The 26,302-nt window shown below is 63.4% G+C and carries 26 protein-coding genes and 2 pseudogenes; 13 read left to right on the top strand and 15 right to left on the bottom strand.

Annotation, left to right across the window (positions count from 1 at the left end):
• Positions 1 to 100: 100 nt before the first annotated feature.
• Positions 101 to 682 (top strand): SMI1/KNR4 family protein, encoded by a 582-nt coding sequence (locus WKB25_RS04185; RefSeq protein ID WP_340568871.1) that lies wholly within the window; start codon positions 101 to 103, stop codon positions 680 to 682.
• Between the two features lie 79 nt (positions 683 to 761).
• Here WKB25_RS04185 and WKB25_RS04180 read toward each other — a convergent pair whose 3' ends face one another.
• The 4 genes from WKB25_RS04180 to WKB25_RS04165 all read right to left on the bottom strand — a co-directional run bounded on the left by WKB25_RS04180 (position 762) and on the right by WKB25_RS04165 (position 6,851).
• The gene (locus tag WKB25_RS04180) at positions 762 to 1,295 is read right to left on the bottom strand and encodes a hypothetical protein (protein ID WP_340568870.1); all 534 of its coding nucleotides are present in this window, start codon (positions 1,293 to 1,295) and stop codon (positions 762 to 764) included.
• Between the two features lie 128 nt (positions 1,296 to 1,423).
• The gene (murD, locus tag WKB25_RS04175; RefSeq protein WP_340568869.1) at positions 1,424 to 2,833 is read right to left on the bottom strand and encodes a UDP-N-acetylmuramoyl-L-alanine--D-glutamate ligase; all 1,410 of its coding nucleotides are present in this window, start codon (positions 2,831 to 2,833) and stop codon (positions 1,424 to 1,426) included.
• Positions 2,814 to 4,166 carry a UDP-N-acetyl-alpha-D-muramoyl-L-alanyl-L-glutamate epimerase gene (gene murL, locus WKB25_RS04170; RefSeq protein ID WP_340568868.1) on the bottom strand — a complete coding sequence of 451 codons (1,353 nt, stop codon included), beginning with the start codon at positions 4,164 to 4,166 and terminating at the stop codon, positions 2,814 to 2,816. Before murL ends, murD begins: the two co-directional genes overlap by 20 nt.
• A 90-nt stretch (positions 4,167 to 4,256) precedes the next feature.
• Positions 4,257 to 6,851, bottom strand: a complete 2,595-nt coding sequence (locus tag WKB25_RS04165; RefSeq protein ID WP_340568866.1) for a bifunctional aspartate kinase/diaminopimelate decarboxylase — start codon at positions 6,849 to 6,851, stop codon at positions 4,257 to 4,259.
• A gap of 75 nt (positions 6,852 to 6,926) precedes the next feature.
• On the opposite strand from WKB25_RS04165, the gene WKB25_RS04160 reads away from it, so the two are divergent.
• Positions 6,927 to 7,799, top strand: a complete 873-nt coding sequence (locus tag WKB25_RS04160; protein ID WP_340568865.1) for a PhzF family phenazine biosynthesis protein — start codon at positions 6,927 to 6,929, stop codon at positions 7,797 to 7,799.
• Between the two features lie 94 nt (positions 7,800 to 7,893).
• Complete coding sequence (locus WKB25_RS04155; protein ID WP_340568864.1) at positions 7,894 to 8,772, top strand: PhzF family phenazine biosynthesis protein; 879 nt, start codon at positions 7,894 to 7,896, stop codon at positions 8,770 to 8,772.
• Between the two features lie 83 nt (positions 8,773 to 8,855).
• Here the strand turns inward: WKB25_RS04155 and WKB25_RS04150 are convergent, their stop codons facing one another.
• A complete protein-coding gene (locus WKB25_RS04150) occupies positions 8,856 to 9,287 on the bottom strand; it encodes an OsmC family protein (protein WP_019659396.1) in 432 nt (143 codons plus the stop codon).
• Between the two features lie 370 nt (positions 9,288 to 9,657).
• On the opposite strand from WKB25_RS04150, the gene WKB25_RS04145 reads away from it, so the two are divergent.
• The 4 genes from WKB25_RS04145 to WKB25_RS04130 all read left to right on the top strand — a co-directional run bounded on the left by WKB25_RS04145 (position 9,658) and on the right by WKB25_RS04130 (position 11,941).
• Positions 9,658 to 10,059, top strand: a complete 402-nt coding sequence (locus WKB25_RS04145) for an HU family DNA-binding protein (protein ID WP_089239384.1) — start codon at positions 9,658 to 9,660, stop codon at positions 10,057 to 10,059.
• 296 nt (positions 10,060 to 10,355) lie between these two features.
• Entirely contained in the window at positions 10,356 to 10,664 is a 309-nt protein-coding gene (locus tag WKB25_RS04140) for a DUF3861 family protein (RefSeq protein ID WP_089239382.1), read from the top strand.
• Positions 10,665 to 10,834: 170 nt separating this feature from the next.
• Entirely contained in the window at positions 10,835 to 11,263 is a 429-nt protein-coding gene (locus tag WKB25_RS04135) for a hypothetical protein (protein WP_340568862.1), read from the top strand.
• An 81-nt stretch (positions 11,264 to 11,344) separates the two neighbouring features.
• Positions 11,345 to 11,941 carry a DUF1439 domain-containing protein gene (locus WKB25_RS04130; protein ID WP_180163813.1) on the top strand — a complete coding sequence of 199 codons (597 nt, stop codon included), beginning with the start codon at positions 11,345 to 11,347 and terminating at the stop codon, positions 11,939 to 11,941.
• Between the two features lie 39 nt (positions 11,942 to 11,980).
• Here WKB25_RS04130 and WKB25_RS04125 read toward each other — a convergent pair whose 3' ends face one another.
• Both WKB25_RS04125 and WKB25_RS04120 read right to left on the bottom strand, forming a co-directional pair.
• A complete protein-coding gene (locus WKB25_RS04125) occupies positions 11,981 to 12,523 on the bottom strand; it encodes a type 1 glutamine amidotransferase domain-containing protein (RefSeq protein ID WP_340568861.1) in 543 nt (180 codons plus the stop codon).
• Positions 12,524 to 12,695: 172 nt separating this feature from the next.
• Positions 12,696 to 13,163 (bottom strand): SET domain-containing protein-lysine N-methyltransferase, encoded by a 468-nt coding sequence (locus WKB25_RS04120; RefSeq protein WP_010483549.1) that lies wholly within the window; start codon positions 13,161 to 13,163, stop codon positions 12,696 to 12,698.
• A gap of 210 nt (positions 13,164 to 13,373) precedes the next feature.
• Between WKB25_RS04120 and WKB25_RS04115 the strand changes: the two genes are divergently transcribed.
• The 6 genes from WKB25_RS04115 (at position 13,374) to WKB25_RS04090 (ending at position 19,695) form a co-directional block, all read left to right on the top strand.
• The gene (locus tag WKB25_RS04115; protein WP_025873978.1) at positions 13,374 to 13,829 is read left to right on the top strand and encodes an SUF system Fe-S cluster assembly regulator; all 456 of its coding nucleotides are present in this window, start codon (positions 13,374 to 13,376) and stop codon (positions 13,827 to 13,829) included.
• 18 nt (positions 13,830 to 13,847) lie between these two features.
• Positions 13,848 to 15,323, top strand: coding sequence for a Fe-S cluster assembly protein SufB (gene sufB, locus WKB25_RS04110; protein WP_093817569.1), 1,476 nt, complete (start codon positions 13,848 to 13,850; stop codon positions 15,321 to 15,323).
• Positions 15,324 to 15,396: 73 nt separating this feature from the next.
• Positions 15,397 to 16,161: a Fe-S cluster assembly ATPase SufC gene (gene sufC, locus WKB25_RS04105; RefSeq protein WP_089239372.1), complete on the top strand. Its 765-nt coding sequence runs from the start codon at positions 15,397 to 15,399 to the stop codon at positions 16,159 to 16,161.
• On the top strand, positions 16,161 to 17,423 hold the full coding sequence (gene sufD / locus WKB25_RS04100; protein WP_340568860.1) for a Fe-S cluster assembly protein SufD: 1,263 nt from the start codon (positions 16,161 to 16,163) through the stop codon (positions 17,421 to 17,423). Before sufC ends, sufD begins: the two co-directional genes overlap by 1 nt.
• On the top strand, positions 17,420 to 18,676 hold the full coding sequence (locus WKB25_RS04095) for a cysteine desulfurase (protein ID WP_180163808.1): 1,257 nt from the start codon (positions 17,420 to 17,422) through the stop codon (positions 18,674 to 18,676). Before sufD ends, WKB25_RS04095 begins: the two co-directional genes overlap by 4 nt.
• Before the next feature lie 824 nt (positions 18,677 to 19,500).
• Positions 19,501 to 19,695 carry a hypothetical protein gene (locus WKB25_RS04090; RefSeq protein WP_340568859.1) on the top strand — a complete coding sequence of 65 codons (195 nt, stop codon included), beginning with the start codon at positions 19,501 to 19,503 and terminating at the stop codon, positions 19,693 to 19,695.
• A gap of 325 nt (positions 19,696 to 20,020) precedes the next feature.
• On the opposite strand, the gene WKB25_RS04085 is transcribed toward WKB25_RS04090, so the two are convergent.
• From WKB25_RS04085 to WKB25_RS04050, 8 genes and pseudogenes are all read right to left on the bottom strand, one after another.
• Positions 20,021 to 20,398: a hypothetical protein gene (locus WKB25_RS04085; RefSeq protein WP_340568858.1), complete on the bottom strand. Its 378-nt coding sequence runs from the start codon at positions 20,396 to 20,398 to the stop codon at positions 20,021 to 20,023.
• Positions 20,388 to 21,329 (bottom strand): RHS repeat-associated core domain-containing protein, encoded by a 942-nt coding sequence (locus tag WKB25_RS04080; protein ID WP_340568857.1) that lies wholly within the window; start codon positions 21,327 to 21,329, stop codon positions 20,388 to 20,390. Before WKB25_RS04080 ends, WKB25_RS04085 begins: the two co-directional genes overlap by 11 nt.
• Before the next feature lie 741 nt (positions 21,330 to 22,070).
• Positions 22,071 to 22,610, bottom strand: coding sequence for a hypothetical protein (locus WKB25_RS04075; RefSeq protein WP_340568856.1), 540 nt, complete (start codon positions 22,608 to 22,610; stop codon positions 22,071 to 22,073).
• Between the two features lie 29 nt (positions 22,611 to 22,639).
• Positions 22,640 to 23,242, bottom strand: a pseudogene (locus WKB25_RS04070) (hypothetical protein); the annotation flags it as partial.
• Positions 23,243 to 23,254: 12 nt separating this feature from the next.
• Positions 23,255 to 23,527, bottom strand: coding sequence for an RHS domain-containing protein (locus WKB25_RS04065; protein ID WP_340568855.1), 273 nt, complete (start codon positions 23,525 to 23,527; stop codon positions 23,255 to 23,257).
• 885 nt (positions 23,528 to 24,412) lie between these two features.
• Positions 24,413 to 24,778, bottom strand: a complete 366-nt coding sequence (locus WKB25_RS04060) for a hypothetical protein (RefSeq protein ID WP_340568854.1) — start codon at positions 24,776 to 24,778, stop codon at positions 24,413 to 24,415.
• Between the two features lie 16 nt (positions 24,779 to 24,794).
• Positions 24,795 to 25,778, bottom strand: coding sequence for an RHS repeat-associated core domain-containing protein (locus tag WKB25_RS04055; protein WP_340568853.1), 984 nt, complete (start codon positions 25,776 to 25,778; stop codon positions 24,795 to 24,797).
• 3 nt (positions 25,779 to 25,781) lie between these two features.
• Positions 25,782 to 26,302: pseudogene (locus WKB25_RS04050) on the bottom strand (hypothetical protein); the annotation flags it as partial.

Genomic DNA, 26,302 nt, shown 5'->3' with positions numbered 1-26,302 from the left:
GGAACTAAGCCGTAATTGCCCCTCCCGCGTCGCATTCTGCATTGGCTGCGTGACGCAGGTGTGGTTGGATACGACCTGATCCCCTCCGTTCCCTCTCTGCATGAACCTTGTCGAACGCTTTCTGTCTGGCCTGATCCCGCGCTTGCCCCAGGACGATGCCCCGCAATGGGCATGGACCGAAGGTGCCAGCGAGGCCGATCTGCAACGCCTGCGCGCGCAGTGGCCGCAGGTTCCCGACAGCCTGGTGGAGCTGCTGTCACGCGTGGATGGCACGCACTATCGCCAATACCCGAAAGGCGAGGTCTGTGTGCTGATGCTGGGCTCGGACGTGGGCGACTATCCCTACTACCTGCGCTCGGTGGCACAGATCTTCGAGGACCAGCAGCAGTGGGACGACAGCATCCGATCCATCTACGAAGAATGGCTGGATGACGAACCGGACATCCTCGGCGAAGGCATCGACGCCGACCTGCCGATGAATCGCCGCCTGTGCTTCTCGCACTGCATGAACAACGGCGGCACCTCGATGCTGTATCTGGATTTCGATCCCGCGCCGGGCGGCAGCGTCGGCCAGGTGGTGCGCTATCTGCATGACCCGGACAGCTATGCAGTGATCGCACCCAGCTTCGATGCGTACCTGCAGCAGTTGATTGATCGCGATTACGACTTCATTGATCAGTAGATCCACGCCATGCGTGGATGCGACACACCGGGTTGCCGGCCAGCGGTCGGCACTACCCGATTACCGGTGGATGGCAGCCTCACCCGAGTTGGACCCAATGCAACATGCCCGGCTCGAACGCCATCAGGTCCGCCGCCTCCAAGCGAGCTCGCAGCCAGCAACGCTCCTGCGGCTTCGGCTGTCGGGCGCCCACTGCGCCATCGTAATCACGTACCAGAAGTCCGATGCGCGCCGCACCCGCGCCCAGCAGGGCATCGATGCGTTGCAGCCATTGGACGGCATCGCCCCGGACTTCATCCCGGCGCACCTGCTGATCCTGCTCATGCCGCGCCAGCTGCTCGGCCAGCGCGCGGGCGATCTTGGCCTCACTCCAGCCCTTTTTGCGCCAGCGTTCGGCATCGCCCTTCGATGGGGCCACCGCCCGCGTCGATGCCAGCGCGGTACCGCAGTCACAGTGGCCTGCGCTCAGCCAAGGCTGCCAGCCGCGGCCAACGGCCGCCTGCAGGCTGGGCGAATCCTGCACGAACAACCGCCGGCCGCTGCGCTCCATGATCGCGGTGGCGTCAACGTGCGGAAACGAAGCAGGCAGGAACAGGGTAATGAAGGTGCACATGCGGTCCACCAGGCCGGTCCGGGGATCGCACATGGTAGCCCCACGCCATGCGTGGATGGATGCATGCGGGGTCAATCCGGGGTCAGAGCCCTTTCCTGCAGAAAGGGATCCGCCCCCGATCCCGCGGATCAGGCGATCCCGATCCCCGGAATCGCACTGATGGTGTCCGGGTCGAACCCGGCCAGTTCGGCGAAATGCCGCCCGCGTGCAACGTAATCGCGGTAGGCGCCATAGCTCGGCGCCCCCGGCGACAGCAGCACCACCCCACCCTGCTCGCCCAGTGCGCGACGCGCCAGCGCCATCGCGTCGGGCAGATCGGCAGCCGCATGCAGGCCGAAACGGCCGGCGTCGGCCAACGGCTGCAGCATCGCGTGGATGCGCGGGCCGTTGCTGCCCATGGTCACGATTTCCACCGGCGGCACGTCATGCGCCATGTGCTGCATGAAATCGGTCCAGTCCAAGCCACGATCATGCCCGCCCACCAGCAGCGCGATGCGCCGGCCGGCGAAACACTCCAGCGCCGCCAGGCTGGCATGCGGCGTGGTGCTGATCGAATCGTTGACGTAGGTGAGGCCATCGGCCTCGCCAATCCGCTGCAGGCGATTCGGCAGCGGCCGGAAATCCTGCACGGCCGGCGCCAGCGCCACCGCATCCAGGCCCAGCGCCTCCAGCGCAGCCAGCACCGCGCACAGATTGCCGCGGTTGTGGCGCCCCGGCAGTGGCGTATTGCGGGTATCGAACACCGCCTGCTCGCCGCGATGCACGATGTCGCCGCGCATATGCCAGCCCTGCGGCTGGTTGAACCAGACCACCTCACTGGCGGGCAGCGACAGCGCGGCCAGATGCGGGTCCGTGGCATTGAGCACGGCAACGCGCGGCGCGGCGCCGGTCACCAACTGCAGCTTGTCTTCGATGTAGCGCTGTTCGCTGCCGTGCCAGTCCAAGTGTTCCGGGAACAGGTTCAGCACCACTGCCACCTGCGGGTGCGCACCACTACGTGCGACCTCGCCGGTCTGGTAGCTGGACAGCTCCACCGCCCAGTACGCGGGCGCCGGCTGCGGGTCCAGCACTTCCAGCAGCGGCAGGCCGATGTTGCCGACCAGGCCGGTGCGATGCCCCGCTGCGCGCAGCAGGTGCGCGACCAGCGCGGTGGTGGTGCTCTTGCCCTTGGTGCCGGTCACGCAGATGGTGTCGCGCACGGTGCCTGCGTCGTCGGCATGTTCGGCAAACCACAACGCCGTGCCACCGATGAAGGCGGTGCCCTGCTCCGCCGCCGCCAACGCGATCGGCAGGTACGGGCTGATCCCTGGCGACTTGATCACCACCTCGAAAGAAGCCAGTGCTTCGGCCGTGGGTTCGCCGCGTACATCCAGCACGCCCTGCGTTTCCGCACGCGCGGCCTCGACCTCGGTGGCCGGGCAGAACAGGCTCAGGCCAAGCGATGGCAGGCGCGCGCGCAGCACTGCAAACGCAGCACGCCCCTCACGTCCCCAGCCCCACAGCGCTACGCGCTTGCCTTCAAGCTGCGAAATCTTCACGCACCCGTTCCCACAGCGTCGCCGGAATACGATGTTCGCCCTGCAACTGCATCAACGGTGCCAACTCCAGTTCGACCGCATCCAGCTGCGGCCGGATTTCATTGCAGAAGCGCTTCACCAGCGCGTCTTCCTTCCATTCCGGACGCTGCGCCAGGGTCGCCATCGCCGCACGCGATTCGCGGCCTTCGCCCACGCATTCGAACGGCTTGTGGTCCTGGAATTCCAGCAGCGCGTCGAAGCCACCGGCCTGCTCGATGTCGTCCAGCAGGTTGCGGCCGAAGATGCGTACCAGGCGGGTCTTCGGCATGAACGGGGCCAGCGCCAGGAACACGAAGTGGCACTTCGGGCAGACGCCGCACCAGCGGTTTACCGGGCGTTCGCCGAGGATGTGGAAGTTGCGGTTACAGCTGGAGAAATGCGCGTCGTAGAAATCGCTCTTGGCGAACTGGCGGGCCACCGCCAGCTCCGACATCGGCCGCAGCAGCGAGTAGTACTGCAGATCAGCGGCTACCTGCTTCTGCACGTACTCGCCAAAGGCCTGCTCGAACGCCCAGCCCTTCGACCACTGGTGATTGACCTCGCCGGTGCCCGGAATCTGGCTGCCGTAGCTGGCCGAACGTTCGTTGGAGAACACCACTTGGTCCACGCCCTGCAGCACTGCAGCCAGCACCATGATCGCCGAGTTCACCGCGGTGACCGGGATGTGCCCGTTCCATGCGCCCTGGCGGTTGAGCTCGAACAGCTCCGGCGCCAGCGCGCGGCCCAGATTGAGCGTCGGCAGCCCGGTGCGCTCGGCACAGGCACGGATCAACTGCGAACCACCGATCCAGGTCACCGTCTCGTCCACGCCGGCGCGACGCAGTGCTTCGATGCTGACCAGCGAATCCTTGCCGCCGCCGATGGCCACCAGCGCATGCGGCTGCAGCCCCAGCACCGGCGCCGTCACCGCCTCGCCCTGCACCGGCAGGCGGAAACGTCCACGCAGGTTCAGGCCGTTGCGATAGGCGAACTCACCCAGGCCGTTGAGGTAGATGGTCTCCACCAGCGCCGCGGTTTCGGCATCGATGCTGTAGCTGTCGATGCTGATCGTATCGGGCACACCGGCCTTGTAGTAGCTCACGCCGGCAATCAGGTGCAGCAGCCGCAGCGCGCGCTGCACGGCGTCGGCACGGGCCGGTTCCAGCACGAACGGGGCGCCGGGCACGGTCACGGTTTCCACCATTTCCGGGCCATCATCGAAGGCGTAGACCAGCTTGGCCACGCCGGTGTCCGCGGCGAATTCGCAGCGGACGAAGCGGAAGCGGGAAACCTGGTGTTTATCGAAAGCAGTCATGGTGAATCCAGTTCAAACTCGGTCAGGCACGTGCCCGCGCGCAGGCGCGGGACGTGTCGGTGGGCGGGTGCAGGGCGCGCAAGGCGGCGATCATTCGATCACGTCCTCGCGCGGCATCGCCCGTTGGTTGTAGGTGTTGGACATCACATAGCCGTAAGCACCGGCGTCGGCGATCAGCATCACATCGTCCGGCGCGGTCGACACCGGCAGCTTGCGACGCTTGCCGAACACATCGCTGGATTCGCAGATCGGTCCGACCACATCGAACGCCGCTTCAGCGTAACCGCCCTGGCGGCTGAGGTTCTCGATGTCGTGCCAGGCGTCGTACAGGGCCGGGCGCATCAGCGTGTTCATGCCGGCATCCAGGCCGACGCGGCGCACGCCGTCCTTCTCCACCACCTGGGTGGCGTGGGTCAGCAGCACGCCCGATTCGGCCACCAGGAAGCGGCCCGGCTCGATCGCCAGGCGGAATGCCGGGTGCAGCGCCTTGACCTCGGCCAGGCCCTCGGCCCAGGCCTCCAGGTCGAACGGCTCGTCTTCGTCGCTGTACGGAATCGGCAGGCCGCCACCGATGTCGATGGTCTGCACGCTGCCGATACGGCGCGCGAAACCGGCCAGCTCATCGCACATCAGGCGCCAGTGCTGGGCGGTTTCCACGCCACTGCCCAGGTGCGCATGTAGACCGACCACGCGGGTGCCCAGCTCGGTGGCCGCGCGCACGAACTCGTCCACGCGCGCGATCGGCAGGCCGAACTTGGATTCCTTGCCGCCGGTGCGGACCTTGGCGTGGTGGCCTTCGCCACGGCCCAGGTCCACGCGCAACCACAGCTCGCGGTTGCGGAACAGGTCCGGCCAGCGCTGCAGGGCTTCGACGTTGTCGACAGTGACGGTCACGCCCAGCGCGAACGCCGCTTCGTACTCGCTGCGCGGGCAGAAGCTGGGGGTGAACAGCACGCGCTTGGGCGACAGTTCCGGAATGGCCTGGAACACATGCTTCAGCTCGCCGTGCGACACGCACTCCAGGCCGAAACCTTCGGCTTCCAGCAGCTGCAGGATGGCCGGATGGCTGTTGGCCTTGATCGCGTAATAACGCTGGTCGATCGGCTTGATCGCCGCCAGCGCACGGGCACGCGCCCGTACCGTCGGCAGGTGATAGACGTAGCGCGGGGTGCCGGCATCGGCCAGCTGCAGCAGGTGCGCACGCTGGCCACGCCACCACGGCGTACCGCGCGGACGCACGGTGCCGGCGATTTCGCGCCAGCGCGGGCCGAACACTTCGGTCTCTTCCACCGGCATCGCGCCGCTGTCGATCAGCTCGGCGTGCAGGATCGGCAGCAGGCCGTCAGCATCGGCCTCATCGATGACGAAGGTCAGGTTCAGGTCGTTGGACGACTGCGAGATCATGTGCACGCGCTCGCGACCGAAGGTCGCCCACACGTCCGACAGCTTGTGCAGCAGCGAGCGCATGCCCAGGCCGACCAGGGTGATCGCCGCGCACGGCACGATCACCTTGACCTTGCAGATCTGCGACAGGTCGGCCGACAGTGCGGCCAGCACATCGGTGTTGACCAGGTTCTCGGACGGGTCCAGCGACACGGTGACGTTGGTCTCGGCCGAACCGATCAGGTCCACCGACAGGCCGTGCTTCTTGAACAGGCCGAACACATCGGCGAGGAAGCCGACCTGTTGCCACATGCCGATGCCTTCCATCGACACCAGCACGATGCCGTTGCGGCGGCTGATCGCCTTCACCCCCGGCACCGGCGCGGCGTTGCCGTCGATGCTGGTACCCGGCAGTTCCGGGCGCTCGGTATCGAGGATCGCCATCGGCACGCCGGCATCGCGGCACGGCTTGATCGAGCGCGGGTGCAGCACCTTGGCGCCGGTGGTGGCGATTTCCTGCGCTTCGTAATAATCCAGGCGGGTCAGCAGGCGCGCGTCCGGCACGTCCTTGGGGTTGGCGCTGAACATGCCGGGCACATCGGTCCAGATCTCCACGCGGCTGGCGCCGAGCAGCGCACCGAAGTACGCCGCCGACGTATCCGAACCGCCGCGGCCGAGGATGGCGGTGCCACCGTCGGCGTGACGCGAGATGAAACCCTGGGTGATCAGCAGGCGCGTGGGCTGCGCGCGGAAGCGCTGCGCCCATTCCGCATCGGCACGCCACTGGCAGTTCACCGACAGGCGCTGCGACCACTCGCTCTGGTTCGGCTGCGGCGGCAGTGCGTCCAGCCACTGGCGCGCATCCATCCAGCCGAAATCCAGGCCACTGGCACGCAGATAGGCCGCGCCCAGACTGGACGACAGCAGTTCACCCTGGCCCAGCACTTCGGCCTGCCAGTCCAGCGGTCGGCTGGGCGCACGCGGGTCGTCCAGCAGGCCCTGCAGCGCGGCCAAGCGCTCGGCCAGCACCTCGGCGCCCAGGCCCAGCTCTTCCAGGAACCCTTGGTGTCGCTCGACCAGCGCCGCCACGCGATCGCGGCTGTCCGGCGCGCCATCGGCAATCGCGGTCAGTTCGTTGGTGACCCCGGACAACGCCGAAACCACCACCAGCACGCGCGACCCGGTCTCTTCGGCCCGTTTTTTCGCCAGCTTCCCGATCGTGTCCCAGCGGTGGCGACGCGACACCGAGGTGCCGCCGAACTTCAGTACGATCCAACGATCGACAAGGGGGGAAGCTGACATGGATAGGCTATGTGTAATGTGGGGAAGCCGCCCTTGGGGGCGGAACCTTCGATTCTAAGCCCAATACACCCGTCAATGACCGCCTACCGTTACCTGCAGCTCGATGTCTTCGCCCACCACCCCGGTACCGGCAACCCGCTCGGTGTCGTGTTCGACGCGGATGGGCTGTCCACCGAGAACATGCAGGCCCTGGCCGCCTGGCTGAACCTGTCCGAGACCGTGTTCTTCCTGCGCCCCAGCGCTGCCGGCGCCGACTACCACGTCCGCATCTTCACCCCCGCCAGCGAGCTGCCCTTTGCCGGCCATCCCAGCGTGGGTGCCGCCTGGGCGGCGGTCACCTGCGGCCTGGTGCAGCCACGCGACGGGGCCCTGCTGCAGCAATGCGCGGCCGGCCTGCTGCCGGTGCAGGTCACGGGCCCGGCCAACGCGCCCACCATCCGGCTGGCCAGCCCAGCGGCGCGCCTGCTGCCGACAGCACCGTGCGCCGTCCCGGAAGCGCTGCGCGCCCTCATCGCCCAGGGCCAGGGCGCCGAACTCTGGGAAAACGGCCCGCGCTGGTGGCTGCTGCCGCTGCGCGATGCCGACACCGTGCGCACACTGTTGCCGGACATGGCGGCCCTGCGCGACTGGAGCATGGCCACCGATGCGCTCGGCGTGGCCGTGTTCGCGCACGAACCCGGGACCGACCATCACCTGGTGGTGCGTGCGTTCTGCCCTGCCGATGCGCCCAACGTGCCCGAGGATCCGGTGACCGGCAGCGCCAACGCGCTGATCGGCGCCTGGCTGCGGCAGCACAATGCGCTGCCCGGCGAAAACGGGAGCTACGTGGCCAGCCAGGGCCGCGAGGTCGGCCGCGACGGCCGCGTCCAGGTCACCGTCGATGCGCAGGGCAAGGTGTGGATCGGTGGCCAGGTGCAGCCGGTAATCGACGGCAACATCCGCTGGTAGCGTCGGGCCACGCCCGGCGGCCTGCCGCGCTGCGCGCTCGCGGGGCATGGCCCCGCGCTACCCTATGCGGCCTGTTTCCTGGAGTTCCCGCCTGATGTCCGCACGCCGTTTCCTGCAGCTGGATGTGTTTTCCCCGCGCCCGGGCGCTGGCAATCCGCTGGCCGTCGTGCTTGATGCCGAAGGCCTGGACGATGCGGCAATGCAGGCCATCGCCCGCTGGACCCGCCTGCCCGAAACCACCTTCGTGTTCCCGCCACAGGGCCCCGGCGCCAGCTACCGGCTGCGCATGTTCAGCCCGCAGAAGGAAGTCCCGTTCGCCGGCCATCCCAGCGTCGGCACCGCCCATGCGGTACTGCAGGCGGGCCTCGCCCTGCCCATCGATGGGCTGCTGGTACAGGACGGCATCGCCGGGGCGCTGCCACTGCGCGTGACCGGCGAAGGAACACAGCAGCGCATCGCGATCCGTACGCCGCGTGCACAGCTGGCCGAGACCGCGGCAGCCAACGATCCGCGCCTGCAGCCCGCCGTGCAGGGTTGGCCGCTGGGTGCGCTGCCACCTGCGCGCATGCAGGGCGGACGCAGTTGGTGGGTCGTGCAGGTTGCAGACGAGACCGCGTTGCGAGCCCTGCGCCCCGATTGGGATGCGATCGCCACGCTGGCTGAATCGACCGACAGCATGGGCGTGTTCGCCTATGCCTTTGCCGATGGCAGCGAAGGCTACGACCTGGCCGTGCGCGCCTTCGTCGGCAATGGACGCCGCTTTGAGGATGCGGCTTCAGGCGCGGCCAACGCCGTGCTGGCAGCCTGGCTGGACCTGCGTGATGCCCTGCCGCGCGGCCGCCAGCCCTTCGAAGTCAGCCAAGGCCGCGAAGTCGGCCACGATGCGCGCCTGACCCTGCTGGTCGACGAAGACGGCGAGGTGTGGTCCGGCGGCCAGGTGCAGACGGTGATTTCCGGCACCATCGACTGGTGATTGCCCGCACGCGGAGTAGCGCCGGGCCATGCCCGGCGTCTTTCCGCTGCGCTCGCCGGGCATGGCCCGGCGCTACCGCCTTCTCAGCCCAGCTCAGCTTCCAGGCTGATCGGCACTGCGCTCAGTGCCTTGGAAACCGGGCAGTTCTGCTTGGCGTCATCGGCGATCGCGCGGAACTGCGTCGCATCGATTCCCGGCACCACCGCCTTCACTTTCAGCCGGATCTGCGATAGCTGCGGGCCGCCTTCCATCGACAGGTCGACCTTGGCTTCGGTATCCAGCGAGGTCGGGGTGAAACCGGCTTCACCGAGCTTGGCCGACAGCGCCATGGTGAAACAACCGGCGTGCGCGGCGGCGATCAGCTCTTCGGGATTGGTGCCCTTTTCATCACCGAAACGGCTGTTGAAGCCGTAGCGGGTTTTGTCCAGCAGGCCGCTCTGTGGCGTGCTCAACTGGCCCTTGCCCGACTTCAGGTCGCCTTCCCAATGCGCGGTAGCGTGTCGCGAGATTCCCATGTCCTGCTCCGTTGTGGCTGCGATGAACCGATACCCTGGCACGCGCCACGTTAGCCCTGCGTCGCCCCGCCGCATGCGCCGCGCCTGTCCCGAGCCAACGAGTGGACACTTCTTCGCCACCAATCCGGTGATTTCCCCCTTGTTTTCAGTCATTTCGCCAACACGACCGAAAACACGAACACTGCGGTGCAGTGCACCACGACACCCGTTTCCCGCACGGCCGGCCATGTACTGAATCGGCCTGGATATGAAAAAACATGCACTTTCAGCGCTCCAGGCTATTGGCGGCGCCCAAGAGTTGCCCTACATTGCGCTTGCCGACGGGGTTCGGCGCCGACCAAACAACCAACCGTTCACGGAACAGGAAACCATGGCAAAGACCGCTAAGAAGGCTGCCCCGAAGAAGGCAGTGAAGAAAGTCGCGACGAAGGCTGCCGCCGCCAAGCCGGCCGCTCCGAAGCCGATCAAGGAAGTGCTGACCAAGTCGGGCCTGGTTGCACACATCGCTGAAGTCTCCGGCGTTGTCGCCAAGGACGTCCGCGCTGTGCTGGCCTCGCTGGAAGGCGCTGTCGCCGCTTCGGTGCACAAGAAGGGCGCAGGCTCGTTCACCCTGCCGGGCCTGCTGAAGATCAGCACCGTCAATGTGGCAGCCAAGCCAAAGCGCAAGGGCATCAACCCGTTCACCAAGGAAGAGCAGTGGTTCGCCGCCAAGCCGGCCACCACCAAGCTCAAGGTTCGCCCGCTGAAGAAGCTCAAGGACGCTGCGCTCTAAGCGCGCGCCCTGCAGCGGATACCTGACGGGACGGCCTTGGCCGTCCCGTTTTTTTTGCCCGGCATCCGTGCAGTAGATCCACGCCACGCGTGGACGCCGTCCCCTGCGCCCCCGCAACACAGCGTTTCCCGCGCCCACGCAATCACCCGCACAGGCCCGCCGCCCATGGCCGCGCCGCTGTTTTTCCAGTGCAGGAACGAACCGGGTGGAACACTGCGTGCAGCCCCGGCCATCGCCGCCGGCCAATGCCTTGCCTATGGTGGAGCCACTCCTCCCCACCAGCGCGAGCACCCCTCATGGCCAGCCCCTCCACCCGCTACCGGATCTCGGTGACCCCGATCGAAAAGGACGGGCACCAGTGCACCGGGCGCTGCACCATCGAACTGGAACACCGCGCCAGCCGCGACCTGATGCGCCTGCTGGAATCAGCCCCGCGCACGGCCGGCCTGAGCGGCGACGAACGTGCCACCCTGGTGGTGGCCACCCAGTTGCTGCGTGACATCGTGCAGCGCCATGCAGACACCGACGGCCATGCCCTGGCAGCGATTTCCGCACAGGTGCTGCCGGCATTGGATGCGCTGGAGCAGCTTCCCTCTTCGCGCTGAGCCGGCCCCGGCCGCTACACTGCCGCCTTCCAGGTCGCCTTGGGGAGGAGGCAGACATGCGCGGTTCTCTTTGCTTGTTGATCCCGTTGCTTGCGGTAGGGTGCGCCAACCCGACCGGGCCAGCCGACTCCACCACGTCGGACTCAGCCCCCGCTGCAACCGCCCCTGCCGTGCCAACGACGAAAGCGGCATCGGAGGCAGCGACCGGCGACGCGATCGCCATCGACCCGCTGTATGGCGCCGTTGCCATCGGCAGCGAATCGCCCGCGGCGATGCTCAACCGCTACATGCTCGATCTGCTCAACCAGAACAAGGCGCGCAGCGACGCGGCGTGGGCCTATGCCCCGGCAGACCCGCGTCATGCTGACGACGCCGTTCTGCGCCTGCTGCCCGACGTGCGCAACCTGCGCCTGGACAGTGATGTGGCGCTGCCACGCGACGATGGCCAGCCGCCGCGCCTGCTGGACGTGCCGGTGAAGATCCGCGCGGTGACCGCCGAGGGCACCTTCCGTTACCACGGCTGGTACCGCGTACAGCCCAGTGCCGACGGCCGCGCCTGGCAGATCCAGTCGGCCAGCCTGCAGCCAACGCTGGACTGAACCGTTGCAGCGGCGTGTACCCGCGATTCAGCGGGCAAAGCTACTCTGTAGACCTCTTCGATTCTTCTTCCGGTCACCGCCATGCGCCTGCGTTCCCTGATGACCCGCCTTGCCGCCTCGACCGTGCTGATTGCTGCCGCGATCGGCGCCCAGGCAGCCCCTTCGATCTCCGGTCGTGAACTGGCGGTTGGCGCCAGCGACGTGCAGCAGTATCTGGACGGCAGCTTCCCGCGCACCCAGGACGCACTGGGCGGCCTGATCGCGCTGACCATGAGCCACCCGCAGCTGAGCCTGCCGGCGGGCGAGCGATTGAACCTGGGCATGGACGTCGCGCTGGCCACCGCCGGCGGTAACCCGGCCAAGCTGGGTACGGTGAAGCTCAGCAGCGGCCTGCGCTATGACGCGCAGACCCAAGGCTTCCACCTGCAGCAGCCGAGCGTGGATGACTTCACCCCGGCCAGCCAGGGTGGCCGTCTCGATTCACGGACCCGTGGCCTGCTGAACGCATGGTTGAGCGACTACGCCCAGCGCGAACCGATCTACAAGCTGGACCCGGCCGTGGCCGGCCTGCTCGGCGCCCTGCAGGTGCAGTCGGCGCAGGTGAAGAACGGCAAGCTGGTGGTGACCTTCAACCAGAACCTGGGCAACCTGGTGCCGGCCGGCGTGCTGGGCAAATAAGACGGCGCCGGGTCATACGCCCGGCGCGCGCCTGCGGCGTCACGCCGCCAGTGCTTTCACCACCGCCTCGCTGAAGGCCGGAATGTCCGCGGGCTTGCGGCTGGTGATCAGGTTGCCGTCCACCACCACTTCCGCGTCGCGCCAGCGCGCGCCGGCATTGGCCAGATCCTGCTGCAGCGACGGCCACGACGTTACCTCGTGCCCCTTCGCCAGCCCGCTGTTGATCAGCAGCCAGGGGCCGTGGCAGATCGCCGCCACCGGCTTGCCGGCACCGGCCATGCTGCGGATGAAATCCAGTACTGCTTCGTTGGTGCGCAGGGTGTCCGGATTGATCACGCCACCGGGCAGCACCAGCGCATCGAAGTGGCCGGCGTCGGCGCTATCCAGCGGCTGATCCACGGCGACCGAACCGCCCCAGTCCTTGTCCTTCCAGCCCTTGATGCTCGCCTCCTTGGCCGGCGACACCACGCTCACGCGCGCGCCCTCCGCTTCCAGCAGGTGCTTGGGTTCGATCAGTTCAGACTGCTCGAAACCATGCGTGGCGAGAATGGCGATCTGTTTGCCGCGTAGACGCTGTCCCATGTCGTGCTCCAGATGAGGGGGAGCGGACAGGGTGGGCGAAGGCGCATTGAACGACGGTGACCCGGCCGTGCACGGCAGGTGGAGAAACGCACGGGTAGCGCCGGGCCATGCCCGGCGGCTTCTGATTCCGCCCGCGCTTCGCGCTCGCCGGGCATGGCCCGGCGCTACCTGATCAGCGCTTGGGCTGCAGCATCGTGCCGGTGCACTTGGGCGAGCCACAGCGGCACTCCCAGATCTTCTTCAGCTTGGCCGTGTGGCGCTCGGCCAGGGTGATGCCGTAGTTGTACGTCAACTCTTCGCCAGCCTTGATATCGCGCAGCGCCTCGATGAACACCTTGTCGCCGCGGCTGTCACCGTCTTCGTCTTCCTCGATCACCGCCTCGCAGTTCGGGTCGCAGCTGTGGTTGATCCAGCGCGCGTCGTTGCCCTTGTAGTTGGCGTCGATCACCCAGTCGTCGTTGAGGGTGAACAGGAAGGTATGGCCACTTTCCACATCGCCACTGTCATCGGCATCGACATCGCCGTGGCTGCGCAGCAGGCCCTTGTACTGGATCACGCGCTCGCCCTGCTTGATCGGGGCCACGGAAAACACACCGTTGCCGTGGATGGCGGACTTGCGGGCTTGGATCTTCTTGGGCATCGGCAAGAGACGTTTGCAGCGAAAGGAACGTTGATTCTCGCCCATTCCGGGTGATTGCGAAAATCACCCCCATGCCCCAGCATGTCGCCCCGTCGGCCGCCCTCGGCCGCCGACCTGCAGCCGGCCCCAAGCGCCCGCTGAATGGCCGGGTTGGATGCCGGCGAATAAAAGCGTACAATTTCAGTCCGCTTTAAGAACCGCTCGCATCCCATGTTGCGCGTCACCAAGCTCACCGATTACGCCACCGTCGTACTGACCGTACTCGCCGCCCGTCCGGGCGAGGTGCTCAGTGCCACCGAGCTGGCCGAATTCACCGGTCTGGAGCCGCCCACCGTCAGCAAGGTGCTCAAGCCACTGGCCCAGGCCGGCCTGGTCGAAGGCCTGCGCGGCGTCCGCGGCGGCTACCGGCTGACCCGCCCATCGATCGAGATCTCGCTGTTTGAAGTGGTTGAAGCCATGGAAGGGCCGTTGGCCCTGACCGAGTGCAGCCATGACCACCACCAGTGCGGCATGGCGCCCAAGTGCGGCGCGCGCAGCAGCTGGCGGCTGATCAACGACGTGGTCTCCGAGGCCCTGCGCGATGTCAGCCTGGCGCAGATCCTGCCCCCTCTTCCCCTTGTCGACGAAGAACAGCGCCGCACCATCGCTGTCGACGTCGTCTCCTGATCCGTAGGCAGCCCCCCCATGGCCACCGAAACCATCGAAACCGTCGCCAGCGACGACACCCCCAATCGCGAGATCCATGAGCAGCTCGGCCGCAAGTATTCGGCCGGCTTCATCACGGACATCGAGTCGGACTCCCTTCCCGCCGGCCTGGACGAGGACACCATCCGCGCCCTGTCGGCCAAGAAGGAAGAGCCGGAATGGATGACGCAGTGGCGTCTGGACGCCTACCGCCACTTCCTGACCATGCCGATGCCGAACTGGGCCAAGCTGCAGATCGCCCCGATCGACCTGCAGGCGCTCAGCTACTACTCCGCGCCGAAGGGCCCGAAGTACGCCTCGCTGGATGACGTGCCGAAGGAACTGCTGGACACCTACGACAAGCTGGGCGTGCCGCTGCACGAGCGCGCCAAGCTGGCCGGCGTAGCGGTGGACGCGGTGTTCGACTCGGTGTCCGTCGGTACCACCTTCCGCAAGGAACTGGCCGAAAAGGGCATCGTGTTCTGCTCGATGTCCGAAGCCATCAAGGAGCACCCGGAACTGGTCAGACAGTACCTGGGCACCGTGGTGCCGGTGGGCGACAACTACTTCGCCGCGCTCAATTCGGCGGTGTTCTCCGATGGCAGCTTCGTGTTCATCCCCAAGGGCGTGCGTTGCCCGATGGAACTGAGCACCTATTTCCGCATCAACGCCGGCCACACCGGCCAGTTCGAGCGCACGCTGATCATCTGCGAAGAGAAGGCGTACGTGTCCTACCTGGAAGGCTGCACCGCGCCGATGCGCGACGAGAACCAGCTGCACGCCGCGGTGGTCGAACTGGTGACGCTGGACGACGCCGAGATCAAGTATTCCACCGTGCAGAACTGGTACCCGGGCGACGAGAACGGCGTCGGCGGCATCTACAACTTCGTCACCAAGCGTGCCGAATGCCGTGGCGCGCGCAGCAAGGTCACCTGGACCCAGGTCGAGACCGGCTCGGCGATCACCTGGAAGTACCCGTCCTGCGTGCTGCTGGGCGACGATTCGGTGGGTGAGTTCCACTCGGTGGCGCTGACCCATCATCGCCAGCAGGCCGACACCGGCACCAAGATGATCCACGTCGGCAAGCGCACCAAGAGCAAGATCATCAGCAAGGGCATCAGCGCCGGCCGCGGCCAGAACACCTACCGCGGCCTGGTGAAGGTCGACCGCAATGCCGACGGCGCGCGCAACTACACCCAGTGCGATTCGCTGCTGATCGGCAAGCAGTGCGGCGCCCACACCTTCCCCTACATCGAGGTGAAGAACCCGGGTGCCACCGTCGAGCACGAGGCCACCACCTCGAAGATCTCCGACGACCAGCTGTTCTACTGCCGCGCCCGTGGCATCAGCCAGGAAGACGCGGTGTCGATGATCGTCGACGGCTTCTGCAAGCAGGTGTTCCGCGAACTGCCGATGGAGTTCGCAGTGGAAGCCAAGAAGCTGCTGGAAGTCTCGCTGGAAGGTTCGGTGGGCTGATCGCCCGCCCTGCCCTCGCACAACGCACTCTTTTTACCGGCGGGCCGCGGCCCGCACCACGGAAACCCCCACCATGCTGAAGATCGAAAACCTCCACGCCCGCATCGGCGACAAGGAAATCCTCAAGGGCCTGTCCCTGGAAGTGAAGCCCGGCCAGGTGCACGCCATCATGGGCCCCAACGGCGCCGGCAAGTCCACCCTGGGCAATGTCCTGGCCGGCCGTGACGGCTATGAGGTCACCGAAGGCAGCGTGCAGTTCGAAGGCGTCGACCTGCTCGACCAGGACCCGGAAGCGCGCGCCGCTGCCGGTCTGTTCCTGGCGTTCCAGTACCCGGTGGAAATCCCCGGCGTGAACAACACCTACTTCCTGCGCGCCGCGCTGAATGCACAGCGCAAGGCGCGCGGCGAGGAAGAACTGGATTCCATGCAGTTCCTCAAGCTGGTACGGCAGAAGCTGGCCGTGCTGCACCTGAAGGACGAACTGCTGCACCGTGGCGTCAACGAAGGCTTCTCCGGTGGCGAGAAGAAGCGCAACGAGATCTTCCAGCTGGCCGTGCTCGAGCCGAAGCTGGCGATCCTGGACGAAACCGATTCGGGCCTGGACATCGATGCGCTGAAGAGCGTGGCCGACGGCGTCAACGCGCTGCGCAGCGCCGACCGCTCGTTCCTGGTCATCACCCACTACCAGCGCCTGCTGGACTACATCAAGCCGGACGTGGTGCACGTGCTGGCCGATGGCCGCATCGTCAAGAGCGGTGGCCCGGAACTGGCGCTGGAACTGGAAGCGCACGGTTATGACTTCCTGAAGGACCGGGTCGTGCCCGAGGCGGCGGTCTGATGAGCGCCCTGCTCGACTCCATGGCCCAGGCCTTCTGCGGCAGCGATGCGCGCCGCGAAGTGCTCGACAGCGTGCTGCGCGACGGCCTGCCCGGCGCACGCAGCGAAAGCTGGAAGTACACCTCGCTGCGCCAGCTGGAGCGCCGCAGCTTTGCGGCCGCGCCGTTGGCCCCGGCGCTGCTGGATGCCGCCGCGCTGGAGGACATCCCGGCGCCGCGCCTGGTGTTCGTCAATGGCCGCCTCAACGACGCGCTGAGCGACGTGCAGAGCCTGCCGGCCGGCGTGCGGCTGGAAACGCTGTCTTCCGCGCTGGCCGCTGGCGAGGACGCCGTGCGCTTCCTCGGCCGCCGCTACGAGCGCAGTGACGAAGTATTCGCCCGCCTCAACGCTGCCCTCGCCGATGAAGGCGTGGTGCTGCGCGTGGACGACGGCGTGCAGGTCGAGGTGCCGCTGCAGCTGGTGTTCGCCAGCGTCGCCGGCGACACCGATCTGGCCTGGCACCATCGCCACCTGATCGAACTGCGTGCCGGCGCCAGCCTGGGCGTGGTCGAGCATCGCTTCAGCGTCGGTGATTCGGCGCACCTGGACAACACCGTGCTGCACGCCCACGTCGCCCGCGATGCGGTGCTCAAGCACGCCCGCGTGCAGGCGGGCAGCGCGCGCCAGACCAGCTTCCTGCGCACCGACGCGGTACTGGCCAAGGACGCGCAGTACCACCGCGTGGACTTGGAGCTGGGTGCCGCGCTCAGCCGCCATGAACTGAACGTGCGTCTGGAAGGCGACAACGCCCAGCTGACCGCCAATGGCGTGCTGCTCGGCACCGGCCGTCGACACGTCGATACCCGTCTGGGCATCGACCATATCGCCCGCGACACCAGCGCCGAGCTGCAGTGGCGTGGCGTGGCCGCCAACCGCAGCCGCGTGGTGTTCCATGGCGGCATCCAGATCCGTGCCGGCGCCGATGGCACCGACGCCAACCTGTCCAACAAGAACCTGCTGCTGTCGGCCGACGCCGAGATCGATACCCAGCCGACGCTGGTGATCGACGCCGACGAAGTGAAGGCCGCACACGGTGCCACCGTCGGCCAGCTCGACGCCAACGCGTTGTTCTACCTGCGCTCGCGCGGCCTGCCGCAGGCCCAGGCGCAGGCGCTGCTGAGCGCCGCGTTCTGCCACGAGCCGCTGAAGGTGCTGCCCGAAGCGTTGCGCGAACAGCTGGCACGTCGCCTGGACAAGGCCCTGGCTGAGGCGGGCGTGGCATGAACCTGTCCACCCCGCGACCGATCGAAGCACCCGCCGATGCCCCCGACTGGGCGCGCGTGCGCCTGGACTTCCCGCTGCTGATGCGCGAAGTGCACGGCAAGCCGCTGGTCTATTTCGACAACGCCAACACCGGCCAGAAGCCGGTGCAGGTGATCGGCGCAGTGGACGAGTTCTACCGTCGCTACAACGCCAACGTCAGCCGTGCGGTGCACGCGCTGGGTACCGAGGCCACCGACGCCTACGAGGGCGCGCGCAACAAGCTGGCCCGTTTCCTCAACGTGCGCAGCAACGACCTGGTGCTGTGCAGCGGCACCACCTTCGCGATCAATCTCGTTGCCTACTCCTGGGCCCTGCCGCGGCTGAAGGCCGGCGACGTGATCCTGGTTTCGCGCATGGAGCACCATGCCAACATCGTGCCGTGGCAGCTGGTCGCCCAGCGCACCGGCGCGACCATCCGCGTGGCCGAGATCACCCCCGACGGCGCGCTGGACTTGGACGCGCTGCGCGCGGCGATGACCCCCGAGGTCAAGCTGCTGGCCGTGGCCCACGTCTCCAACGTGCTCGGCACCATCAACCCGGTGCGCGAGATCTGTCGCGAAGCCCGCAAGCGCGGCATCGTCACCGTGGTCGACGGCTCGCAGGCCGCACCGCACCGCAAGGTCGATGTCACCGCGATCGGCTGCGACTTCTACGCCATCACCGGCCACAAGATGTGCGGCCCGACCGGTACCGGCGCGCTGTGGGCGCGTCGCGAGCACCTGGACGCGATGCCACCGTTCCTGGGTGGCGGCGAGATGATCAAGGAAGTCAGCTTCGACGGCACCGTGTTCAACGATGCCCCGCACAAGTTCGAAGCCGGCACCCCCAACATCGCCGGCTTCATCGGCCTGGGCGTGGCCGCCGACTATCTGCAGAACGTCGGCCTGGACCATGTGGAAGCGCGCGAAGCCGAGCTGCTGGCCCACTTCACCGAAGAGCTGCGTCGGGTCGATGGCCTGCGCATCATCGGCGAGGCACCGGAAAAGGCCGCGGTGGTGTCGTTCCTGATCGACGGCGCGCACGCGCACGACCTGGCTACGCTGCTGGATCTGGAAGGTGTAGCCGTGCGCTCGGGCCAGCACTGTGCGCATCCGCTGCTGCAGTACTACGGCGTGGCGGCGACCTGCCGTGCGTCGTTGGCGTTCTACAACACGCATGAAGAGATCGAGCGGTTCATGACGGCGCTGGCGAAGGTGCGGAAGTTGCTGGGGTGAGGTCGCGATAACACCCGGAAAGTTGCGAGCGCCACGGGAGACCGTGGCGTTCTTTTTTGTCGGCTGACTATGCCGAGCTGCAGCACCAAGACCGCAAACGTCAGCTGCCCGATCTGGCACTGTGCAGCGACACGACCTCCGCGATCAATCCGGTGACGTCTGCCGCGGCAGTAGGCCGGGGAGGATCCTGGTCTCGCAAGCCGCAGTCCATGCGACCACATGAGCCCCCGGGCGGCGGTTGCGTGTCCACGCGATCAGCGCATGCCCTTCAAGCATGAAAAAGTACAAGCACTGCGCATTGCTGCAGGCTCATGGACAGTATTCATCCAAGGGCCATTTCACAACCCTGTAGTCACTTCAAGTCTTCCAGATCCAGCGCCACTTCCCCGAAAGCGGCACGTGGTACTGGCCCGGGGATCCGCAGAGATCGGACATCAAGCGGAGCATGGATTTCGCCGAGAAGCAGATCGTCAGTCGACGCATCCTTTTTCCTCAGCTTGAACGTCCCGGCTACGGACACCCACGAATACGCATGCTGATCAAACACGCGGCGCTGTAGATCTACTGGCCCTCGGATTCGAACCTCAGTCTCGTCCGTCACTCCAGCCTCGAACGACTCTTCGCTTGAGCTCAATACAAAGAGTCCCCGACTCACCCCGAGATACCCCTTCACCCGAACGGATTTGCCGTCGTATCGGTCGGGATTCGTTGCGAGCGCTCTGAAGCTCACTCGACAAACCGGACGATCACTGACTCCACACGCAGTTGTGCGGGCCACCTGCCCTTCCTCCTGATGCCCACAACCGGTTAGAAGGATCAACACGATGAAAGCCGTGCAGAGCATTTTATTAAACATTATCTCGGAATCCCCCCCCCTTTCAGAAACAGCCACGTCACTGACGCAGCACCTTCACAGCGGCACTCGCCTTCAACGGCGCAAGGAGGCCTTCAAGATAGGGCCCGAGGCCAACAACATCCTCGCCATCACCGATCAGATCCCCTTTGACAATCGTGCATGAAGCTCCCATTGCTCAGCTAGCAGAACCGCGACGCCTGCAGACCTTTTTCAACGTCCTCACGCCCCCCTGTTCGAGCACGTCAAGTACCCCAATCGCGCACAGAGGTGTGGCCCCAGCCACTCTGACGCCGTTGAGGTCCAGGCATCCCATGCCGCAGTCGGAACCCCGCATCAAACCCGCCGAGGAAGAAATACCTAGCTCATCGTTAGACCATAGGCAAGCTGCACCTTGCGGATTCCACATTAGTTGCAATTCATCATTATGCACAGGTCAAATTTCGACCGCGATAAATGCAGATGCAATTTCAATAAGACCATAAATCCATTCAATCCAAATCTTCCAAGACGCGGCAAACGCCCCCCCCGATAGCAACCTCCACTCTTACAGCAAGATTATTGGTGAAATACACATCCCCATCACAAACCACCAGCGCACCACCCTCAGCGTAAGAAATCCTCAATGAAGAATCCCCACTCACTTTTGGAGTAACAATCCTACTCCCGCCAGCGCCAATTTCACCCATCTGGATGACGTAACCACCAACTTCCAATTCCACATCATCTATAGAACCAGGCCCAACATTCATTACAGTAACCTTCGAACTCTCCAGCCAACTACAACCCGACACAACCAACAACAAAAAACCCAAGAAAAACATCAGACAAAGAGATTTACAGTGCTGTGAAATATTATCACTTGCCATAATACACCTCAAGAGCGTCATTTTTCGCAGCTTCCAAACAGTTAGCGGAACACGCTCCAGACATAGAAGACAAATCCCTACCAATCGCATTGTTATTCAGATCCATTTGCCGCCCACCTGACGAATCAGCACCCCACGCCTCATGATTATCCCCAATCAGCCGGGCATTCTCCTCGCCGATATCGCGAGCCATTTGGCAGCTCCAAGTGCAGTGCCGCATCGCGTCTCCTCTTCCATGAGACATCCCGGAAAGCCCACTCTTTCTCGCAGATTCCATTGCCTCATCCGCTGCCAACCGAGCCTTTATAGCATCAACTACGCCTACAAGTTTAATGGCGCTACGCGCCTCACTTCCACGACGCTCCCTGCCACCAGCCTCTTCGACTTTTCCAGATATTTTTTGATTGACCCCCGTTTCATCTTTATTATCCAGAGGACTACGAACTGAAGTCCTCAGAATTGCCAATCTAGCGCCTGCAAACCCCCGACCACCTCGAATCTGGGATCCGGTAACCTTTTCCGACCTCCCGTCCGGATCAATGTATCCATAAGGATTATTCGAAGTATATTTGTAGCGCCCGAATGCGGCTATTGGATCCGCTAGCGCAGATACAGGATCGGCACCCAAAAAAATACCCAAGCTCTGGTCATAATACCGCTGCTGCATGTAACTCAGCCCGGTACCCGAGTCCGTCACATGTCCGGTATACCCAGGACCATCCTTCAACGGCCGATTGACCACGGCCCCATAGGGCTCATACACCGTACGTTCGATGACATTGCCGCTGGCATCGGTGATCGCCACCGGTGAGCCCAGTGCATCGGTGTGGATGTATTCCACAACTTCCTGGGCCGTAGCCGGTGCAGCACCGGCCACCGTCGCCACTACAAGAACCGCTGCGCGAATCAGTAGAGAAGTGATTCCATTCATGACCTACTCCCAAAGTACGCCGCGGGTGACAGGGAAGCTTGCCGACCAGTCCGAGCAGCCGCCTGCATTGCACGCTCGTACCCGGTAGTTGCTGGCGCAGTACGTGCCATTCCTTGATTGCACATAGGTTTTCGGACCGGCATAGAGCGTCTTGCCGCCAGAGGCTGGTTCGAGCTGATATTCCGTCGCGCCTGCGGAGGCAGACCATCCCACCGTGCATTGGATCTGGTAGGGCGCAGTCTTGGTGCTCAGCCATTCGGCCACGAAGATATGGGTCCCGGGTGGCGGGAGCACCACAGATACCGTGACCACCCCAGAGTTCAGGCTGCAACCAGCGAAGTTGCAGGCACGCACGCGATAGGCGTAGTTGCCGTTGCCACGGCTGGCAGTGAAACTGTTTCCACCGCCGCTATGCACCACAGTCCAGCCGCCGCCGTTAGCGCTCTCCTAATCTTTCGGCGGCAGTCGACATTCAGAACTCGACCTCTTTGCAATAACTGCAACGCAGTCACCCACGGACAGTCCACAGGCGTCCGCCGATACAAAAATTCCTCCGCAGTTGGTCAAAACGAAATAGCTTCTCAGCTTTTCATTGCACGTTGAATCTAAATCAACATGAAATGATTTGAGCTCTTCGGAAGGCAGCTCACGTTTGTCTTCGTGAGCCACCAGAACCAAAGCAAGCGTGATAACCGGAAACGCCGAGGGCTCGGAATTAATAATTCAATAATCCATCCCAATTCAGAATTGAAATTGAGATTTCCTTCCAACAAGAAGTGCAATAACTGGACCGAGCAGCACTCGAATGCAATCAACCGCAAGCGCCCTACCCCGCTCCCCCAGCTTCCGCGCGACACGCGAATAACCAAAGAACCCAGCAAATCTACCATTAAGCGCAGCCCGAAGGTATAGCCGCTTCGCTGCCGCTCCATCAAAGGGCGAAGACTCTTCGTAGAACAATGCGAATCCAAGAATGACTTCAGGGGTCATTTCGAATTCTCCAGCAATTCTCAGGTAACGAATTGCCCTCGAGAAGTCCTTAAGCTTCATCGATACTCTTGCCAGATTGGAAAAGGCAATTGAACTTGGAGCGATCAGTGAGACGCGTCGATAGCTATCGAGAGCGACGTCAAGATCGACGCTGACACCTTCTCCGCCATCCTCATACACCATCCCCCTGCATAGATATCCATCCAGGCGTTTGGACTCATCTTCCGACTCAATCAAGGAATCAGCCAAAGTGAGCGCCTTATCTGCTTTCCCTGCGGAAAGCAGATCCATGGCGACCTTAAACTCTTCACTGGTAGAGCTCACGGGTTCTTACTCTCTTTCATCTTTGCTTTGCTCTCCCGCATCACGCCCTCTCTGACCTGCTGCAACCTCTCACTTTGCTGCACTCGCTGAAGGGTTGGCGGCTTTCCTGATGTACAAACAGCTAGAGCAACACACGCGTAGTACAAGCCCTCCCTTGCCCTCTTTGATCTTACCACTGCAGCGCCGGCGGCCACCGAAACCTCACCTACGACCGGTGCCGCGCTTCCCACCAAGCCAGCAGCTGGCGGCGACGCAGTAACAGTCAATGCCGGCAAAGTAACGGTCCTGGCAAGCTCACCAGCCGCTATTGCATTGGGAATCGAGGTATCCCGACGAAGCACCTCGGTGGTTGTCAGCCGGAAGAAGCTCGGGCTCGGCCTAGCATCCGATTTTGGGGCAGACACAGTAATTGCAGGGAGATCGGTTGTTGGCACCGCGTCAATTTTTATTTTCGACTTTAATGCATCCTGCGCCTCTCGCCCGTCGGGATCTACAAGCCCGTATGGATTTCGATCTGCATACCAGTATCGATTAAATCCACCTACAGGACTTTGAATTGCCTCCACCGAATCAGCGCTTAGGAAATAAGCGGTCGCTGGATCATAGTACCGCTACTGCATGTAATTCAGGCCGGTATCCGAATCCGTCACATGCCCCGTATATCCCGGACCATCCTTCAGCGGCCGATTGACCACGGCCCCATAGGGCTCATACACCGTACGCTCGATGACATTGCCGCTGGCATCGGTGATCGCCACCGGTGAGCCCAAGGCGTCGGTGTGGATGTATTCCACCACTTCCTGGGCCGCAGCCGATGCAGCACCGGCCATAGTCGCCACCACAAGAAGCACTGCGCGAATCGGCAGAGAAGTGATTCCATTCATGACCTACTCCCAAAGTACGCCGCGGGTGACAGGAAAGCTTGCCGACCACTCCGAGCAGCCGCCCGCATTGCACGCTCGTAGCCGGTAGTTGCTGGCGCAGTACGTGCCATTCCTTGATTGCACATAGGTTTTCGGACCGGCATAGAGCGTCTTGCCGCCAGAGGCTGGTTCGAGCTGATATTCCGTCGCGCCTGCGGAGGCAGACCATCCCACCGTGCATTGGATCTGGTAGGGCGCAGTCTTGGTGCTCAGCCATTCGGCCACGAAGATATGGGTCCCGGGTGGCGGGAGCACCACAGACACCGTGACCACCCCAGAGTTCAGGCTGCAACCAGCGAAGTTGCAGGCACGCACGCGATAGGCGTAGTTGCCGTTGCCACGACTGGCACTGAAACTGTTCGCACCGCCGTTGTGCACCACAGTCCAGCCGCCGCCGTTGGCGACATCCTAATCTTTCGGCGGCAGTCGACATTCAGAACTCGACCTCTTTGCAATAACTGCAACGCAGTCAGCTACGGACAGTCCACAGGTGTCCGCCGATACAAAAATTCCTCGATAGTTGGTCAAAACGAAATAGCTTCTCAGCCTTTCATTCCCATCCTGATCGAATGACTGCCGAACATCAATCAAATGGACCTCACATATCTGCTCCCTCGATGCGCTTCCGGCGACAGAACTGGAGCGAAGTGCCGCAGCGTATTGATTTGCCCTTGCACTGCTCGGGAGATGATTGACAACCCCATTCGAACTCGCCACCTCACTAGTACATGCAACAAGACCAGCCAGGCAAACCGCTGCAGAAATTACGACCATCGATCTTCTAATGCGATAATAATACTTTACTTTACTCACCGATATATACTCCGATGGCTTAATGCAATAAATTCATACCTCATCACATAGTTTCACCATTTTTTTCAAAACAACCGAAGCACATTGACCTTCGCCGACATTACATGTGGATGCATCCATGAACCTCCCCTCACCATCCATCAATACATAGAAAAGCCTCCTCCCTCTCTTTCCTTCCCGGGACAGCTCAAGCTGCGATACCACCAACTCCGCCTTTACTTCGACACCGCCATCCACGGAGCGCGAACGAATGACGTCATCCACTTCGGCAAAGACCTTCTGAGATGATGAACTGTCATGATCTTGATTGATAACTTGCAAATGGCAGCCACGCTGCTGGCCGCAAGAAGAAAGAAGAAAAACTGATATGACGGAAGCCAGTAAAGTTGAAATATTCATCGGAAGATCCGGTTGGTCATTTTCCTGAAAACTGCTTATCGAGGCGCTTTGCATCAAGCCGCCCCTCAACTCTAAAGACTCCCTTGAAATCGCTCAGCCGATGCCTCGATGTCGTATCATTACTCAGCATCGCGTCCTCATCCCTTGCAGTAATTCGGGTGCCATTTCGATCGGCCATAATATGATCGGAAGAGTACCCCTCCATGGGACTCGATGTACGCCCGTCTCGCGACCCTACATCGCGATATCCTTCCGGAGCACCTGCAAAATGCAGGATATCGTGAACTGCCGCGCCTATCCAATTGCTCTCGGAGCTATCGATATGAGCCGTCCTCCCGCCAATCCCCCCGTACACACCCTGGCCAGCACGAGGATAATTTGCATAATCCTTCCCAGGCCCTAAATTCATTGAATTCTGCCCATTACCACCGGCGGACCCAAGAACCTGCAAACGGACCTTGATCCCCCTATACTCGGAAGCAATTGAATCAACCCGACTCCTGATCGCTTCTACATTGGATTTTGTTGCAGCGGGGCCCGTAAAATTAACCGGAATCACCAGCACATTAACATCTGAAAAATATATCGCATCAGCGCCATCTGGATCGACGAACTTGTAGGGATTCCCATTTCCATACCTGTAGCGCTGAAAATTTGCATAAGGATTTTCGACAGTAGTGACTGGATCCACCGAGAGGAAGGTGCCCACACTTGAGTCGAAGTATCTCTGCTGCATGTAGCTCAACCCGGTTGCAGAGTCCGTCACATGCCCGGCATACCCAGGCCCATCCTTGAGCGGCCGATTGACCACGCCTCCATACGGTTCATACACCGTACGCTCGATGACACTTCCACTGGCATCGGTGATCACCACCGGTGAGCCCAGTGCATCGGTGTGGATGTATTCCACCACTTCCTGGGCCGCAGCCGGTGCAGCACCGGCAATAGTCGCCACCACAAGAAGCGCTGCGCGAATCAGTAGAGAAGTGACTCCATTCATGGCTCAATCCCAGTTCAGTACGCCTTGCGTGACGGGATGGTCGGCTGACCATGGCGAACAGCCGCCTGCATTGCAGGCGCGCACACGATAGTCACCGGCGCAGTAGGCATTGCCGTTTGCACTCACATAGGCGTTGGGACCGGTATACAGACGCTTGCCACCGCCACCACTCTCAAGCTGGTACTCGGTGGCATCGGCCATTTGGCTCCACCCCACCGAGCACTGCACCTGGTAGGGCGCCTTGCGCGTGGTCAGCCATTCGGCCAGATAGAAATGGGGCGTCCCTGGTGGAAGTGCCACTGTTACCGTCACGATGCCCGAGTAAGGGCTGCATCCCACGAAGTTGCAGGCACGCACGCGATAGGCATAGCTGCCCTTGCCGCGGTCCGCGGCGAAGCTGTTCGCACCGCCGTTATGCACCACGGTCCATCCACCGCCGTTGGCGCTCTCCTCGAGGATGAAGCTCTCACTATTGGCGGGTATAGACCAGCTGAAGCTGTATTGCGGCACATTCACCAACCCCG

The organism is Stenotrophomonas sp. G106K1, assembly GCF_037969685.1.
GTDB classification, from domain to species: Bacteria; Pseudomonadota; Gammaproteobacteria; order Xanthomonadales; family Xanthomonadaceae; genus Stenotrophomonas; species Stenotrophomonas lactitubi.
The sequence above is the reverse complement of the archived record's forward strand: the minus strand, read 5'-3'. Positions and strand labels throughout refer to the sequence as shown.